Consider the following 15,195-nt stretch of genomic DNA (forward strand, 5'->3'; position numbering starts at 1 on the left):
GGGTCGGCGCGAGGCTCTCAACCAGGAGACTGCCGACGTGAAGCGTGCCTTCGTGACCGGACACCCGATCGCGCAGTCCCGATCGCCGCTCATCCACGGCCATTGGCTCGCCGAGCATGGTCTCGACGGTATCTACGAGAGGCTTGATGTCGCGCCGGCCGCCTTCGAATCCTTCCTGCGCGGCTTGCCGGGGTCAGGCTACGCCGGCGGCAACGTCACCATCCCTCACAAGGAAGCTGCGTTTCGCCTCGTGGATCGTCTGACGCCCCGGGCCAAGCGCATCGGAGCCGTCAACACCCTGATCGTGGAGCCGGATGGCGGCCTGCGCGGCGACAACACCGATGCCCTCGGCTTCGTCGCCCATCTCGTCCAGAGCCTGCATGCTCGGCGCGGTCCCGACTGGTCGCCTTCCGGCCTTTCCGGCGTCACCCTCCTCGGGGCCGGAGGTGCGGCGCGAGCCATCACCGTCGGCCTCCTCGAAGCGGGCGCTTCCCGCATCCGGGTCCTCAACCGCAACCTTGACCGGGCGCAAGCCCTCGCGGAGATCGAACCCGGCCGGATCGAGCCGCTGCCCTGGGAGAGCCTGCCGAGCCGCCTTCCGGAGACGGATCTTCTCGTCAACACCACCTCTCTCGGCATGGTCGGGAACGATCCCCTCGTCCTCGATCTCTCCCGCCTGCCCTCGACCGCCATTGTCGCCGACATCGTCTACGCTCCTCTGGAGACGCGGCTTCTCGCCGATGCCCGCCGGGCCGGGCTCGCCACCGTCGACGGACTCGGGATGCTCCTGCATCAGGCAGTACCGGGCTTCGAGGCCTGGTTTGGCGTCCGCCCGACGGTCACCGACCGCCTGCGGGATGTCGTGGTGGCGGACCTCACCGCGAAATCCGCCCGATGAGGGCGCCGGGCCGGCCCTTCGTGCTCGGACTCACGGGCTCGATCGGCATGGGCAAGTCGACGACCGCTTCGCTGTTCCGGGAACTCGGCGTGCCGGTCCATGATTCGGACGCCGCCGTCCACGCCCTGTACACCCCCGGTGGTGGGGCTGTGGCGGCGATCAGTCGAGCCTTTCCGGGAACGCTCGCTGCCGACGGGTCAGTCGACCGCACGCTTCTGCGAGATCGGGTCCTCGGACGGCCGGAGAAGCTCGCCGCCCTGGAGGGCATCGTGCATCCCCTCGTCCAGGCGCAGGCAAGCCGCTTCCTCGCCGAGCATGCCGACGCGCCTCTCGTCGTCCTCGATATCCCGCTCCTTTACGAGACCGGGGGCGAGGCCCGTTGCGACGCGGTGCTTGTGGTCACGGCACCCCCAGAGATCCAGAGCGCTCGCGTCCTCAGCCGGCCCGGCATGACGCAGGAGGCCTTCACGGCGATCCTCGCCAAGCAGATGCCCGACGCCGAGAAGCGGGAGCGCGCCGACCATCTCCTCGACACGAGCCGGGGGCTCGAAGCGGCCCGGCAGGAGGTCGCGGCTCTCGTGGAGAACCTGTCGGATCGGCGCGGCTGAATCCTCCCTCGGCGCAGCGCGAGGGCCCGCGATGCGGCCGCGCACGGAGTCGCGTCGCTCCGTCGATGCGGGCGGTGGCTCGCCCTTAGCCCATGTACCGTCCAGCACATCGCCCGGATCGCCGATCTCCTACGTCTCGGGGAACGCATCGGTCCGCCATCGGCGGCGGATCCGCGATACGAGACGACGGAACCTCGCCATGACGCTCTTCAGGGACCCCCATTCCGAGGACGACGCCCAGGACCGCAGCCGGTTCTTCGCCTACGCCATGATCGGTCTCGGCGTCGCCGTGCTGGTCTCCGGGATGATCGCGCAGTAGCGCGGACGCGCGAGGCGCGTCTCAGGCCCGCTCGAAGTCGAGGCCCGCCGTCTCGATGACGATCTGGGTCCGCGAGATCACCTCGAGCTTGCGCAGGATCTCGGAGACGTGGGCCTTCACGGTCGAGTCGCCGACGTTGAGGTCGTGGGCGATCTGCTTGTTGAGCTTGCCCTGCCGGATCAGCATCAGCACCCGCAGCTGCTGCGGGGTCAGCCGCCCGACGCGCTCGGCGAGGGGCGCCTTGGCGCGGTGCGCCCGGCCCTCGCCGACCGTCTCCGGAATGGTCTCGGGCGGGGCGAGCGAGACCCCCGGCGGCAGGTAGAGCGCGCCGGAGAGGACCGTACCGACCGCGAGGGTCAGGGTCGGCTTGTCGACGGCTTTCGGGACGAAGCCCGCCGCGCCGTGGCGCAGGGCCTCGCGCATGATCCGCGGCTCGTCCTGGCCCGAGACGATCAGCACCGGCACCCGCGGCGCCCGGGTCCGCAGGGTCAAGAGGCCCTCGAAGCCGGTGCTGCCCTGAAGCCCGAGATCGAGCAGCACGAGGTCGAGGTCGCGCTCGCTCGCCATCACGGCGCAGGCCGCCTCGATCCCCTCTGCCTCGAGAAGCACGGCGTCGGGATAGGCGAGCCGCAGGGCGCTCGAGAGCGCCTCGCGGAACAGCGGGTGGTCGTCCACGATCAGCAGCCGCATCGGGCCCCCTCTCCGCTGCCGTATCTTCCGGCATGCTCACCAGGAAGAGGGGAAAATCAAGCGCGGCGGGGAGCCATGCGTCTCGGCCTTTGGTGGAGGTCGGTTGCGCGGGGCCAGGGGCACGAACATACTGAGGCGGCACGAGGAACCGGGCGCGCGACCCGGGGTGCGCAGGAGGACGGGGTGGAAGGCGGCACGCAGGTGCGCACGCATCTGTGCGGCATCAGGACGGTCTGGACCGAGACGCGCGACGCCCGCGAGGCCGTGGCCGAGCTGGCGGCGGCGCTAGCAAGCCACGCGCCGGTCGCCCACCTGCTGATCTTCTTCTCCTCGGACTACGACCCCGAGATCCTCAACGCGGCCCTGACCACGACCTTCCCCGGCACGCCGGTCTCCGGCTGCAGCATGTCCGGTGGGATGGCCCCCTCGGGAGGTTTCGAGCACGGGCTCGTCGCCGTCGCCTTTCCGGCCAAGGGCTTCCGCATCGCCTCGATCGCCCTCGACACTATCGACCGTCTCGACGTCGAGGGCACGGCGGCGGCGGTGCGGGCGCTGCGCCGCCGGCTCGAACCGCACGGGCCGGAGACGCGGCCGGGCCGCTTCGCCCTCTGTCTGATCGACGGCCTGGCCAACGCCGAGGAGGCGGTGGTCTCGGCCATCGCCTGGGCGCTCGACGGCATCCCCCTCGTCGGCGGCTCGGCCGGCGACGACCTCGTCTTCCGGGAGACGGTGCTGCTCCACGGAGGCCGCATCCGCCGCCGCTCGGCCGTGCTGCTCCTCATCGACAGCGACTATCCGATCGAGATCTTCAGGAGCGACAACTTCGAGCCGACGCAGCGGCGCTTCGTCGTCACCGCTTCGGACGAGGACCGCCGGGTCGTCCACGAGCTGAACGCGGAGCCCGCCGCCCAGGAGTACGCCGCGGCGATCGGCCTGAAGCCGGACCTGCTCTCGCCGCTGAGCTTCGCCACCCACCCGCTCGCCGTGAAGGTCGGCGGCGAGTATTTCTGCCGCGCGATCCGGCACATGAACCCGGACGGCTCGCTGACCTTCTTCTGCGCCGTCGAAGAGGGTGTGGTGCTAACCCTTGCCCGTCACTGCGACCTCGTCGAGTCGACGCGGGCCGAGCTCGACCGCATCGACGCGGCGGTCGGCGGCATCGATCTGGTGATCGGCTTCGAGTGCGTGCTGCGCCGCCTCGACGCCGACAGCCGCCAGCTGCGCCAGGGCGTCGCCGAGCTCTACCGCCGCTACAGCGTCGTCGGCTTCGAGACCTACGGCGAGCAGTTCCGGGCGATGCATCTGAACCAGACCTTCACTGGCATCGCCATCGGCCGGGCACCCGAGTCCTGAGATGCTGGCGGCGGCTCCATCCGAGACCGAGGCGGCGCTTGCCCGGCGCGTCGAGAAGCTCGAGCGCATCAACGCCGCGCTGATGGCCCAAGTCGAGCGCGGCATGGACCAGCAGGGCGGCGCCTACGCCCTGTTCCGCACCGCGATCGCCCTGGAGGGCCGGGTCCGGGCCCGGACCGAGGAGCTGACCGGGGTCATGCACCGGCTCGAGCGCTCGAACGCGGCGCTCGCCGCCGCCAAGGAGGAGGCGGAGACCGCCAACCGCTCGAAGACCCGCTTCCTCGCCGCGGCGAGCCACGACCTGCTCCAGCCCGTGAACGCCGCCCGCCTGTCCCTGTCGGCGCTGGGCGACCTGCCGATCGGGCCGGAGGCCTCCGCCATCGCCGGCCAGGTCGAGCGGGGGCTCCAGACCATCGAGGACCTGATCAAGACTCTCCTCGACATCTCGAAGCTCGATGCCGGCGTCGTACGCCCCTCGATCAAGCCGGTCCCCCTGCGCGACATGATGAGCGGGCTCGTCGACGGCTTCGAGCCCGTCGCCCGTCGCAAGGGCCTGCGGATCGCCCTGCGCTGTGCCGATGACCTCTGCGTGGCCAGCGACGCCGTGCTCCTGCACCGCATCCTCCAGAACCTCGTCTCGAACGCGGTGCGCTACACGGGCTCCGGCGGAGTGCTGCTCGCGGCCCGGACGCGGCCCGGCGCCTGCCGGATCGACGTCGTCGACACCGGCCTCGGCATCGCCGAGGCCGACCGGCCGCAGGTCTTCGAGGAGTTCTTCCGGGGCCGGGCCACGCCGGACGCGGAGCCGGGCCTCGGGCTCGGGCTGTCGATCGTGCGGCGCATGGCCCAGGCCCTCGGGCACGACGTCACCCTCGACTCGCGGCCCGGACGCGGCACCCGCGTCAGCCTGATGGTGCCCCTGGCGGAGCGGCCGGCGCCCTCCGACGCTCCGCGTCCCGCCGCGTGGACACGGCTCTCGGGGGCCCGGCTGCTCGTCGTGGAGAACGATCCTTCCACCGCGGACGCGCTCTGCCGCCTCCTGCGCAACTGGGAGGCGGAGGTGAGCGTGCATCGCGACCTTGCCGGCGCGGCGGCCGGCTACGCCACCGCCGGCCGGGCGCCGGACCTGATGATCCTCGACTATCATCTCGACGACGGTGCCTGCGGGCTCGACGTCGCCGACTATCTGCGCACCCTCTCGGGCACCCCGATCCCGGCGATCGTCACCACCGCCGACCACTCCCCGGAGATCGAGCTGCGCGCCGCCGAGATCGGCGCCGAGCTGGTGCACAAGCCGGTCAAGCCGGCGCAGCTGCGCTCGCTCCTGACCTACATGCTCGCCTGAGGCGCCGCGCGACCCGGCTCACCGCCGCCCGCCGCCCAATCCTCCGAGCCCGCCGGGAGCGCCCAACCCACCCGGCGTCCCGATCCCTCCGGGCGCGCCGAGGCCTCCCGGCGATCCGAGACCCGGCTGGAGGCTGCCCGGCCGCGTCAGGCCACCGGCACCGTCCGGTCCGAGAAGCCCTCCCGGCGAGCCGGGGTTGCCGGGCAAGCCGGGTCCGCCCGGACCACCGAACCCGCTGTGACCGCCGGGGAGCGGCGGCCGCGTGTCGATGCCGGGACCCGGCCCTCCGAACCGGTCCGGCAGGTCGCGGCCGCGCAGGCCATCGCGCAGGCCCTCGCGCAGGTCGAGCCGGTCCGGAAGCCTGTCGAAGGAGGGATCGCGGGCCCGGTCGAAGGGGCTCGTCCCGTCGAGGGGACGGGTGTCGACGCGGTTCTCGAGGCGCAGCCGGTCGACGGTGAGCGTCCCGTTTCGCCCGACCTCGGTGTCGAGCACCGCCCGCACGCTGCCGCGCTTCGGCAGGTTGCCCGCCGCCCCCGTCACGGGGATCCCCGAGCCCAGGGTGAGCCCGTCGCGGCCGCGCCCGACATAGGCCTCGATCGAGACCCGCTTCAGCCCCGGCACCACCGGCAGGCCGGCCTCCGCGGCGCCCGCGACCTTGAGGGCGCCGCCCTCCGGCGTTCCCGTGACGAGGGCCCGGCTCCCCGCGAGCCCCGGCTCGGCGCCGACGAGCCTGAGGGACGCGATCCGCAGGTGGCCGTCCGCTCCCTGCCGGACGGGGCCCGCCACCTGGGCCGGACCTGCGCCCCGCGCCTCGATCAGGCTCGCGACGACGACTCCGTCCGGCCGGCGCAGGCCCGCCACCGCCACCCGGTCGCCGATCTTCCAGGCCCCGGCCCGCGCTCCGACGACCCGCTGCCCGAGCACGGTGAGGCCGGTCTTATCCGCGCGCTCGACCGGGCCCACCACCTCGCTCGTCACGTCGATGCGGCGGGTGCTGAGACCCTTCCCCTCCTCGCGGGCGATCACCCGCACCACCTGCCCGATCCGCAGATCGCGGGCGGTGGCCGGTGTGCCGTCGATGTGCACCTGGACGTCCTCGGGATAGGCGATGCGCAGGTCGTTGACGACGATCGAGCCGAAGCGGCGGATCGTGCCGATCACGCCGGTACCGCCGATGCCGCGGTCGCCCTCGCCGAGCTCGCCCTCGCCGGGACGGGCTCCGGTGCCGCCGATCCCCTGGTCGCGGATCGGCTCGTCGGGGGCTGGCCGGGCGGGGCACGGCAGCAGGACGAGGGCGGCGCCGGAGAGGAGCCGCAGCAGGCCGCGGCGGGTGGGGGAGGGTCTCACGGGCCCGTCCCTCACGCCGCGCCGCCCGCCGCGGGGTCGTCCGGCGCCGCGCCGCTCTCCTCCGTGTAGACGTAGATACCGAAGTTCCAGCGATGCCGGCCGCCGGCATCGTCCTCGCAGGCGGCGTGCGCCTCGCGGTTGGCCTCCCGCAGGGCGTCCATGGCGATCGCGCGGGCCCGCGCTTCGAGCCGGCCGGCGAGATCTTCCGAGAGACCGTCGTAATGCACCGCCCGCTCCAGGAAGCGGGGGGTCTCGCCGATGACGTTGGCGACGCTCGCGGCGATGTGGTCGTGGAGATTGCGCCCGAAATAGTAGAGCTGCGGCTCGCCGCCCCCCTTCGGCACGTAGGCGCTCTCGGCGAGCACGACGCGCCCGTGTTCGTCGCTGAACGCCAATCCCCGATCGAGCCACTCGTCGAGGACGGCGCGGGGACGCAGGTCCCGCGTCACCGCCGCCACCAGCGTCTCGAAGGACGGCGCCTCGCCGTCGGCGGAGCGCGGCAGCGCCAGGGGGCGGCCGTCCGGATCGGTGAAGCGCGGGTCGGCGATCCAGCGGGCGATGATCCGGCTGGTGCGCGAGACCGTGGCCGGCACCGCACTCACCGGCGCGCCGGCGCCCCGCAGGCGGCGCACCTCCTTGCGGTGGATCCCGGTCAGCAGGCTGACGCGGCTGTCCGTCTGCTCCTTGCCCGGCAGCGCGAAATCGTACTCGGCGACGTTCACGTAGAGCTCGCGCAGCAGGTTCGTGAGGGCCGGGAAGGTGATGCCCCGCGCCACGAACAGGCGCACCAGCGGCCGCAGCAGGCGCGCGACCGGCCGGTGCAGGGCGCCCTCGTCCCGGGCGGTCTCGCTCATCTCGGACATGCCGGCATTCTAGGCAAAACCGCGTGGGACACAATCCCACAACGTGCGCCAGCGCACACGTATCCAGACTCATGCCGTTGACGTGGGAAATTTACCCACGTAATTTCCATGCATCGGATCACACCGGAGCGGACGATATGAGCGCGACAGGCCCGATCCCCTGCATGCCCGATACGATCGCCCGCCGGGCTCTCCGTTGCGCAGCGATCCCGCCCCTCAAGGCGGAGACGAGGACAGTCGATCCCCTCCGGTCCGTTCCCGCCTACACGCTGATGTGGCGGGGAGCCGTCTTCCTCGCCGCCCTCGCTCTGCCCGCCCTCATGGGAACCCTCGCCGATCCGGTCCACCGCGCGCGGCTTCCCAGGGCGACGCAGGCTGCCGTCGCTCCGACATCCCCCTCGCTCGGAGCGGCGGCAGCACCCTTCGACACGGGCTCAAAACCCCGCATCGTCCTCTCGTCCCTCGCCTTGGAGCCGCGCCCGTGAACGCCCTCGTCGGGACCATGGCCGGCTCACGCCTCGGAGCCCGTTCCGCGTCCGCTGCCGAGGAGCCCGAGCCCTGCGGCGGGGCGCAGGTCCTCGACCTCGCGATCTGCCTCATCCTCGCGGCGACGGTCGTCGGCCTGCTGGTGCTGGCGCTCTGAGGCTTGTCCGCGTGCGAAGCGGCCGCTTTGCCGCGGTGCACGCGCGGGCCGGTTGTCTTCGGGCAGGGACGACCCATCTTGGCCGCCGAGGGGAGCGCTCGACGATCAGGACGGAATCCCATGTCCGCTCTCGTACGCCTGCTGTCCTCCGGCGCCTGCGCCGCCGGCCTCGCCCTGCTGCTGACCGGTCCCGCACCCGCTCAGGAGACGCCCTACATCGACCTGCAGCGCGGCGCGCTCCTCATTCACGGCAACTTCTGCGGACCGGGCAACCGGGGGCCGGGCCATCCGCCGATCGATGCCCTCGACCTCGCCTGCATGCATCACGACGCCTGCACGCCGCCGCCGGGCCGGCTCGCGCACTGCGCCTGCAACGATCGCCTCAACCTCGAGGCGAGCGCGGTCGTCCGCGATCCCGCGACGCCCCGCGACGTGCGCGGCACGGCGCAGTTCATCGCCGACGGGGCGATGCTGCTGCCCTGTGAGGACTGATTCGGGACGAGCCTCAGGCCGCGCCGGGCGACGGCGCGGCAGGGGGCGCCTTCGGGCCCCCCTTGGCGACGCCGACCAGCGCCGGGCGCAGCACGCGGTCGCCGATGACGTAGCCGGTCTGCACCACCTGCACCACGGTGCCGGCGGGGACCTCGGGGTTCGGCACCTCGAACATCGCCTGGTGGCGGTTGGGGTCGAAGCGCTGGCCCTCGGGCTCGATGACCTTCACGCCGTGGCGCTCCAGGGTCTTCAGGAGGTCGCGCTCGGTGAGCTCGATGCCGTCGATAAGCCCCTTGAAGGCGCCGCCCGCTTCCGCGCGCTCGGCCTCAGGCACGCTCTCGATGGCGCGGCGGATGTTGTCGGCGACGTTGAGGAGGTCGCGGGCGAAGTTCGTCACCGCGTAGCTGCGGGCGTCCGCGGTCTCGCGCTCGGTGCGGCGGCGCAGGTTCTCCATCTCGGCGAGCGTGCGCAGGACCCGGTCCTTCAGCTCGTCGCGCTCGGCGGTGACGACGGCGAGCGCCTCGGTCACCGGGTCGGCCTGGGGCTCGGCCGGGGCGGCCTGCTCCGCGTCCGTTCCGTTCGCGGTCCGGAACCGCTCGTCCTCGGGCTTCTCGTCGTTCGTCATCGCGTCTTCTGGTGGGTGAGCCGGGGGAAACCGGGGCTGATATCAGGCGCTCGCCTGCCGAAATCAACCCGAGCGAGGCCCCCCGGCCGTGGCACCGGGAGGCACCCGCCGGACGGAGCCGGACTCAGGGGGCAATGTCGGGGTTCTGCTTGATCCGCCCCTCGACGGCGCCCGCGTCGGCGCCGGGAACGTCCACCGGCTTCGCGGCGGAGACGGCGGCGGGCGGGGGCGTGAGCTGGAGCTGCTCGCTCGTCGAGACCAGCTCCTGATAGGCGCGCTGCGGGTCGTCGTTGAGCTTGGTGCCGTAGCTCGGGACGATCTCGCGGATCTTGGCCTGCCAGGCGGGGCTCGCGACCCGGTCCTTGAAGACCTTCTCCAGCACGCTCAGCATGATCGGCGCGGCGGTCGAGGCGCCCGGCGAGGCCCCGAGCAGGGCGGCGATGGTGCCGTCCTTGGCGGCGACGATCTCGGTGCCGAGCTTGAGCACCCCGCCCTTCTCCGCGTCCCGCTTGATGATCTGGACGCGCTGGCCCGCTTGCCAGAGGCGCCACTGCGCCTTCTTCGCCTGCGGGAAGTATTCCTGCAACGCCTTGAAGCGGTCCTCGTCGGACTGCATCAGCTGGCCGGCGAGGTACTCGACCAGCGGGTACTGGTCGACGCCGACCTTGAGCATGGGCCAGAGGTTGCTGGTCGTGGCCGAAGCCGGCAGGTCGAAGTAGGAGCCCTCCTTCAGGAACTTGGTCGAGAAGGTCGCGAAGGGCCCGAACAGCAGCACGCGCTTGCCCTCGAGCATGCGCGTGTCGAGATGCGGCACCGACATCGGCGGGGCGCCGACCGAGGCCTTGCCGTAGGCCTTGGCGAGGTGGCGCATGGTCACGTCCGGCGTGTCGTTGACGAGGAACGAGCCGCCCACGGGGAAGCCCGCATAGTCGTCCGCCTCGGGGATGCCGGACTTCTGCAGGAGGGGCAGCGCCCCGCCGCCGGCGCCGATGAACACGAACCGCGCGTTCACGGTCTGCTTCGTGCCGTCCTTCAGGTTCGTGCTCGACACCCGCCAGGTGCCGTCGGCGTTGCGGGCGATCTCCTCGACCTGCGTGGACAGGCGCAGGTCGAAGCTCGGCCGGCTCTTGAGATGGGCGACGAACTGGCGGGTGATCTCGCCGAACTCGACGTCGGTGCCGATCGGCGTCCACGTGGCGGCGACCTTCTGCTTCGGGTCGCGCCCCTCCATCATCAGGGGCACCCATTGGCCGATCTTTTCGGGATCGGTCGAGTACTCCATGCCCGCGAAGAGCGGGCTCGCCTTCAGCGCCTCATGGCGCTTCTTCAGGAAGGCGATGTTCTCGTCGCCCCAGACGAAGCTCATGTGCGGGGTCGAGTTGATGAAGGAGCGCGGGTTCTTGAGGACCCCGGCCCTGACCTGCGAGGCCCAGAACTGGCGCGAGACCTGGAAGGCCTCGTTGATCGCCACCGCCTGGGTGATGCGGACGTTACCCTTGTCGTCCTCGGGCGTGTAGTTCAGCTCGGCCAGCGCCGAGTGGCCGGTGCCGGCGTTGTTCCAGCCGTTCGAGCTCTCCAGCGCCACGCCGTCGAGCCGCTCGACCATCTCGATCGACCAGTCCGGCTCCAGGGTGCGCAGCCAGATGCCGAGGGTGGCGCTCATGATGCCGCCGCCGATCAGCAGGGCGTCGACCGTCCGGGCAGGCGCGGCCAGCGCAGGCGCCGGTAGAGACGCGGCCACGGCGCCGGTCAGAGCCGTGCCGATGAGCTGACGGCGGTTCAGGCCCGAAGCATTATGGTTCATGCTCTCGGTCATGGGGTGGGATTTATTATTCATAATCTGGATCAATTCTATGTCAGATCTTGGCGGATCGTCGTAGGATCGCGCTACAACGCCGACGCCATCGTGACAACTTAATGCCAGCTATGCGCGCAACAGCGGCCTCGACATGTCGCCTCGCCGCGGTCTCCCGGACTCAGCTGCGCTCGCCGGAGCGCGGCGGTCAGGCCTCCCGCGGGGGCGGGGCGGCAATAAGGGCCTCGAGCCCCTCGGCCTTGAGCGCGGCGACGTCGCCGGCGAACACCTCCATCACCGCCGCACGGATCGCCCGCTGCCGCTCGGGCTGGATGACGCGGGTGCCGGTGAGGTCGGTCACGTAGAACACGTCGACCGCCCGCTCGCCGAAGGTCGCGACGTGGGCGGAGGTGATGTTGAGGTTGAGCCGGCTCAGCGCCGTGGTCAGCTCGTAGAGCAGGCCCGGCCGGTCGAGGCCGGTGATCTCCACGACGGTCTCCCGGCTCGACAGGGCGTTGTCGATGAACACGTCCGGCGGCACCAGGAAGGTCTTGGCGCGGGCCGAGGCCGGGTGCTTGTCGGCCACGAGGTCGGCGATGCGGATCTCGCCCTTGAGCGCCCGCTCGATCGCCGCGGTGATGCGCCGCGCCCGGCGCAGCTCGTCCTCGTCGCGGTCGAAGGCGCGGGACAGGAAGATCGTGTCGAGGGCGAAGCCGTCGGTCGTGGTGAAGATCTGCGCGTCGACGATGTTGCCGCCCGAGGCCGCGCAGGCCCCGGTCATGATCGCGAGCAGCCGCGGGTGGTCCGGCGAGTAGACGGTGATCTCGGTGATGCCGCGCACCGGATCGGTCTCGACCTCGGTCGCCACCGTGCGGCCCTCCGCGGTGAGGCGCCGGATGAAGCCCGCGTTCTTGACCTGGCGCACCCCGTCGACCTTGAGCCAGTAGGCTTGGTTGTGGCGCGCGGCGTAGCTGTCGAACTCGCCCGCCGCCCAGTCGGAGAGCTGCTCGCGCAGCGCCATCTGGATGAGGCGGGTGCGGTCCGTGCGGGCGATCTCGGAATGGCCGCCCGACAGCACGACCTCGGTCTCGTCGTAGAGCGTGCGCAGGAGCGTGCCCTTCCAGGCGGTCCAGACGCCGGGCCCGACCGCCTTGATGTCGGCGACCGTCAGGATGGTGAGGAGCTTCAGCCGCTCCAGGGACTGCACGATGCTCGCGAACTTCTCGATGGTCTTCGGGTCGGAGAGGTCGCGGCTCTGCGCGGTCATCGACATGAGGAGGTGGTGCTCGACGAGCCAGGCGACGGTGTCGGTCTCGGACTGGCTGAGCCCGAAGCGCGGGCAGAGCTTTCGCGCGATGGCGGCGCCCGCGATCGAGTGGTCCTCCGGCCGCCCCTTGGCGATGTCGTGGAGGAGCACGGTCACGTAGAGGGCGCGCCGGTGCTGGATGGTGCCGATCAGCCGGGAGACCAGCGGGTGCTCCTCCGCGACGCGGCCGGCATCGATGTCGGCGAGCACGCCCACCGAGCGCAGCAGGTGCTCGTCCACCGTGAAGTGGTGGTACATGTTGAACTGCATCATCGCCACGATGCGCCCGAAATCGGGGATGAAGCGGCCGAGCACGCCCGCCTCGTTCATCTGGCGCAGGATGGTCTCGGGCGAGTTGCGCGAGGCCAGGATCTCCAGGAACAGCCGGTTGGCCTCCGCGTCCGCGCGCAGCGAGGCGTTGATCAGCTTGAGCGACCGGTTGGCGAGGCGCTTGGCGTCGGGGTGAATCGGCAGGTTGTGGCGGTCGGCGAGCCAGAACAGCCGGATCAGGTTGACGGGGTCGCGCTCGAAGGCGTCCTCGGCGCGCAGGTTCACGCGGCCGTGGTCGATCCAGAAATCCTCCGCCTCGATGGCGGTGGCGCGGAAGCGGTCCCGGAAGCGGCCGATGAAGCGGTCGAGCACCGGCGTGCGCTTGGCGTGCCGCGCCTCGAGCTCCGCGCAGACGATGGCGGTGAGGTCGCCGACGTCCTTGGCGATCAGGAAGTAGGCCTTCATGAAGCGCTCGACGCCGGAGAGGCCGCCGCGGGCGTGGACGCCGATGCGCTCGGCGATCTTCGGCTGGAGCCCGAAGGAGAGCCGCTCCTCGGCCCGGCCGGTGGCGAAGTGCATGTGGCAGCGCACCCGCCACAGGAACTCGTCGCAGCGCTCGAACAGGCGGTACTCCTCCGCCGTGAACAGGCCGGCGGCCACCAGCTCCGCCTGGTCGCGGACGCGGTAGGTGTACTTGGCGATCCAGAACAGGGTGTTGAGGTCGCGAAGCCCGCCCTTGCCGTCCTTGACGTTCGGCTCGACGAGGTAGCGGGACGAGCCGGCCTTGGCGACGCGGGCGTCGCGCTCGCGCAGCTTCGCATCGACGAACTCGTGGGCAGTGCCCAGCACGAGTTCGGAATCGAAGCGGGTGACGAGCTCCTCGTAGAGGGCGCGCGTGCCGAACAGGAAGCGCGCCTCAAGGAGCGCCGTGCGGATGGTGATGTCGGCCCTGCCCTCGCGCAGGCACTCGTCCACGGAGCGGGTGGCGTGGCCGACCTTCAGCTTGAGGTCCCAGAGCACGTAGAGGATCGCCTCGACGACGCTCTCGGACCAGGCGGTCTGCTTGTAGGGGAGCAGGAACAGGAGATCGATGTCCGAGCCCGGCGCCATGGTGCCCCGGCCATAGCCGCCGGTCGCCACCACCGCGAGCTGCTCGCCGGTGGTCGGGTTGTCGTTGGGGTAGAGCCGCCAGCAGACCGCGTCGTAGATCGCCCGCACCACCGCGTCGGTGAGCCCGCTGATGCGTTGCGCGCAGGCGAGGCCGTCCCCGTCGGCGATGAGCCGCCGCTCGGCCTCCGCGTGGCCCTCCTCGATGACCCGCCGGAGCTGCGGCACCAGCGCCGCCCGGAGGAGGGTCGGCTCCCGCGCCTCGCGGTCGAGGGTGTCGAGGACCTGGGCCAGGGATGCGGCGGCGTCGAACATCCCGTTCCCGTAGCATGTTGCGCACCGCGCGACAGCGGCGGCGGCCGGACCTGGTGAAGGCGCGGGAAAGATGTGATCGCTCGTTCTCTTGAGCGGATTTTGCGTTTGACATTCCGAACGATGCGCCGCTAGCTCCGCCGCACAGAGCCCGCCGGGAGGCGGGCCGTCCGGAGCCGCCAGAGACCATGACGACCCGCCGCTCGATCCTTGCCAGCGCCGCCCTCGCAGCCGGCCTTCTCGCGCTTCCCGCCGCCCCGGCCGGCGCCGCCGACGTGAAGGAGATCCGGATCGACTGGGCGACCTACAACCCGGTCGGCCTGCTCCTGAAGGAGAAGGGCTTCCTCGAGGAGGCGGTGAAGCCGCAGGGGATCACGGTGCGCTGGACGCAGTCGCTCGGCTCCAACAAGGCGCTGGAGTTCCTCAACGGCGGCGCCATCGATTTCGGCTCCTCGGCGGGCGCCGCGGCGCTGCTGGCGCGGATCAACGGCAATCCGATCAAGGTCGTCTACGCCTATTCCCGGCCCGAGTGGACCGCGCTCGTCACCCGCAAGGACAGCGGCATCAAGACGGTCGCCGACCTCAAGGGCAAGCGCATCGCGGTCACGCGCGGCACCGACCCGCACATCTTCCTGATCCGCGCCCTCCAGGGCGCCGGTCTCACGGAGCGGGACGCCAAGCTCGTGCTTCTCCAGCACGCGGACGGGCGCACGGCCCTGGAGCGGGGCGACGTCGACGCCTGGGCCGGGCTCGATCCGATGATGGCCGCCTCCGAGATCGAGGCCGGCTCCGTGCTCTTCCACCGGGACGCCTCCGCCAACACCTGGGGCGTGCTCGACGTGCGCGAGGCCTTCGCGAAAGAGAACCCCGAGCTGGTGAGGACGGTGATCGCCGCCTACGAGCGCGCCCGCGACTACGCGATCAAGAACCCCGAGGCGCTCAAGGCCGCCCTCGTCGCCGCCACCAAGCTCCCCGACCCGGTGATCGCCCGCCAGCTCGAGCGCACCGACCTGTCGCAGCCGAATGTCGGTGCGGCCCAGGCCGAGTCGATCCGCGCCGCCGGCCTCGCCCTCCAGGAGGCGGGGGTGATCCCCGCCGGCACCGACGTGAAGGCGGCGGTCGACGGGCTGATCGACCCGCAGTTCAACCCCGGCCCGGCGAAGTAGGCCGCGCCCGACTGGCTTTCGCCCCGGCCCTTATCACGGGCCGGGGCGAAAGCCAG

General features: G+C 71.5%; 13 protein-coding genes and 1 pseudogene. 8 read left to right on the forward strand and 6 right to left on the reverse strand.

The genetic code is table 11. From position 1 onward, the window contains the following. Positions 1 to 31 precede the first annotated feature (31 nt). A pseudogene (locus MFF04_RS18070) lies at positions 32 to 898 on the forward strand (shikimate dehydrogenase); the annotation flags it as partial. After that, positions 895 to 1,506 (forward strand): dephospho-CoA kinase, encoded by a 612-nt coding sequence (gene coaE / locus MFF04_RS18075; RefSeq protein ID WP_238277823.1) that lies wholly within the window; start codon positions 895 to 897, stop codon positions 1,504 to 1,506. The pseudogene MFF04_RS18070 and the gene coaE, both read left to right, overlap by 4 nt. 340 nt (positions 1,507 to 1,846) lie before the next feature. Here coaE and MFF04_RS18080 read toward each other — a convergent pair whose 3' ends face one another. Further along, positions 1,847 to 2,515, reverse strand: a complete 669-nt coding sequence (locus MFF04_RS18080; protein WP_238277825.1) for a response regulator — start codon at positions 2,513 to 2,515, stop codon at positions 1,847 to 1,849. Between the two features lie 183 nt (positions 2,516 to 2,698). On the opposite strand from MFF04_RS18080, the gene MFF04_RS18085 reads away from it, so the two are divergent. Then, positions 2,699 to 3,868, forward strand: coding sequence for an FIST N-terminal domain-containing protein (locus tag MFF04_RS18085; protein WP_238277827.1), 1,170 nt, complete (start codon positions 2,699 to 2,701; stop codon positions 3,866 to 3,868). 1 nt (position 3,869) lies between these two features. Then, complete coding sequence (locus MFF04_RS18090; RefSeq protein ID WP_238277829.1) at positions 3,870 to 5,213, forward strand: ATP-binding response regulator; 1,344 nt, start codon at positions 3,870 to 3,872, stop codon at positions 5,211 to 5,213. Between the two features lie 18 nt (positions 5,214 to 5,231). Here MFF04_RS18090 and MFF04_RS18095 read toward each other — a convergent pair whose 3' ends face one another. Next, on the reverse strand, positions 5,232 to 6,560 hold the full coding sequence (locus tag MFF04_RS18095) for a DUF5666 domain-containing protein (RefSeq protein ID WP_238277831.1): 1,329 nt from the start codon (positions 6,558 to 6,560) through the stop codon (positions 5,232 to 5,234). 11 nt (positions 6,561 to 6,571) lie between these two features. Then, positions 6,572 to 7,423 carry a DUF6502 family protein gene (locus tag MFF04_RS18100; protein WP_238277833.1) on the reverse strand — a complete coding sequence of 284 codons (852 nt, stop codon included), beginning with the start codon at positions 7,421 to 7,423 and terminating at the stop codon, positions 6,572 to 6,574. A gap of 164 nt (positions 7,424 to 7,587) precedes the next feature. Here MFF04_RS18100 and MFF04_RS18105 point away from each other — a divergent pair, with 164 nt between their 5' ends. The 3 genes from MFF04_RS18105 to MFF04_RS18115 all read left to right on the forward strand — a co-directional run bounded on the left by MFF04_RS18105 (position 7,588) and on the right by MFF04_RS18115 (position 8,558). Then, positions 7,588 to 7,908: a hypothetical protein gene (locus MFF04_RS18105; protein WP_238277835.1), complete on the forward strand. Its 321-nt coding sequence runs from the start codon at positions 7,588 to 7,590 to the stop codon at positions 7,906 to 7,908. Further along, on the forward strand, positions 7,905 to 8,066 hold the full coding sequence (locus tag MFF04_RS18110) for a hypothetical protein (protein ID WP_238277837.1): 162 nt from the start codon (positions 7,905 to 7,907) through the stop codon (positions 8,064 to 8,066). Before MFF04_RS18105 ends, MFF04_RS18110 begins: the two co-directional genes overlap by 4 nt. A 120-nt stretch (positions 8,067 to 8,186) precedes the next feature. Next, positions 8,187 to 8,558, forward strand: coding sequence for a phospholipase A2 family protein (locus tag MFF04_RS18115; protein WP_238277840.1), 372 nt, complete (start codon positions 8,187 to 8,189; stop codon positions 8,556 to 8,558). A 13-nt stretch (positions 8,559 to 8,571) separates the two neighbouring features. On the opposite strand, the gene grpE is transcribed toward MFF04_RS18115, so the two are convergent. The 3 genes from grpE to MFF04_RS18130 all read right to left on the reverse strand — a co-directional run bounded on the left by grpE (position 8,572) and on the right by MFF04_RS18130 (position 13,976). Next, complete coding sequence (grpE, locus tag MFF04_RS18120) at positions 8,572 to 9,183, reverse strand: nucleotide exchange factor GrpE (RefSeq protein ID WP_238277842.1); 612 nt, start codon at positions 9,181 to 9,183, stop codon at positions 8,572 to 8,574. A gap of 124 nt (positions 9,184 to 9,307) precedes the next feature. After that, positions 9,308 to 11,020 carry a malate dehydrogenase (quinone) gene (gene mqo, locus MFF04_RS18125; protein ID WP_238277844.1) on the reverse strand — a complete coding sequence of 571 codons (1,713 nt, stop codon included), beginning with the start codon at positions 11,018 to 11,020 and terminating at the stop codon, positions 9,308 to 9,310. A gap of 166 nt (positions 11,021 to 11,186) precedes the next feature. Then, positions 11,187 to 13,976: a [protein-PII] uridylyltransferase gene (locus MFF04_RS18130; protein WP_238277846.1), complete on the reverse strand. Its 2,790-nt coding sequence runs from the start codon at positions 13,974 to 13,976 to the stop codon at positions 11,187 to 11,189. Positions 13,977 to 14,161: 185 nt separating this feature from the next. Here MFF04_RS18130 and MFF04_RS18135 point away from each other — a divergent pair, with 185 nt between their 5' ends. Beyond that, positions 14,162 to 15,139 carry an aliphatic sulfonate ABC transporter substrate-binding protein gene (locus tag MFF04_RS18135; protein WP_238277849.1) on the forward strand — a complete coding sequence of 326 codons (978 nt, stop codon included), beginning with the start codon at positions 14,162 to 14,164 and terminating at the stop codon, positions 15,137 to 15,139. Positions 15,140 to 15,195: the final 56 nt, after the last annotated feature.

The sequence above is a fragment of the Methylobacterium jeotgali genome, from assembly GCF_022179345.1.
GTDB lineage: Bacteria > Pseudomonadota > Alphaproteobacteria > Rhizobiales > Beijerinckiaceae > Methylobacterium > Methylobacterium jeotgali.

What these genes read in the sequence shown, in the direction of transcription:
- coaE (WP_238277823.1), top strand. Translation starts at nt 895, where the DNA reads ATGAGGGCGCCGGGCCGGCCCTTCGTGCTCGGACTCACGGGCTCGATC.
- MFF04_RS18080 (WP_238277825.1), bottom strand. Translation starts at nt 2,515, where the DNA reads ATGCGGCTGCTGATCGTGGACGACCACCCGCTGTTCCGCGAGGCGCTC.
- MFF04_RS18090 (WP_238277829.1), top strand. Translation starts at nt 3,870, where the DNA reads ATGCTGGCGGCGGCTCCATCCGAGACCGAGGCGGCGCTTGCCCGGCGC.
- MFF04_RS18100 (WP_238277833.1), bottom strand. Translation starts at nt 7,423, where the DNA reads ATGTCCGAGATGAGCGAGACCGCCCGGGACGAGGGCGCCCTGCACCGG.
- MFF04_RS18105 (WP_238277835.1), top strand. Translation starts at nt 7,588, where the DNA reads ATGCCCGATACGATCGCCCGCCGGGCTCTCCGTTGCGCAGCGATCCCG.
- MFF04_RS18115 (WP_238277840.1), top strand. Translation starts at nt 8,187, where the DNA reads ATGTCCGCTCTCGTACGCCTGCTGTCCTCCGGCGCCTGCGCCGCCGGC.
- grpE (WP_238277842.1), bottom strand. Translation starts at nt 9,183, where the DNA reads ATGACGAACGACGAGAAGCCCGAGGACGAGCGGTTCCGGACCGCGAAC.
- mqo (WP_238277844.1), bottom strand. Translation starts at nt 11,020, where the DNA reads ATGAATAATAAATCCCACCCCATGACCGAGAGCATGAACCATAATGCT.
- MFF04_RS18130 (WP_238277846.1), bottom strand. Translation starts at nt 13,976, where the DNA reads ATGTTCGACGCCGCCGCATCCCTGGCCCAGGTCCTCGACACCCTCGAC.
- MFF04_RS18135 (WP_238277849.1), top strand. Translation starts at nt 14,162, where the DNA reads ATGACGACCCGCCGCTCGATCCTTGCCAGCGCCGCCCTCGCAGCCGGC.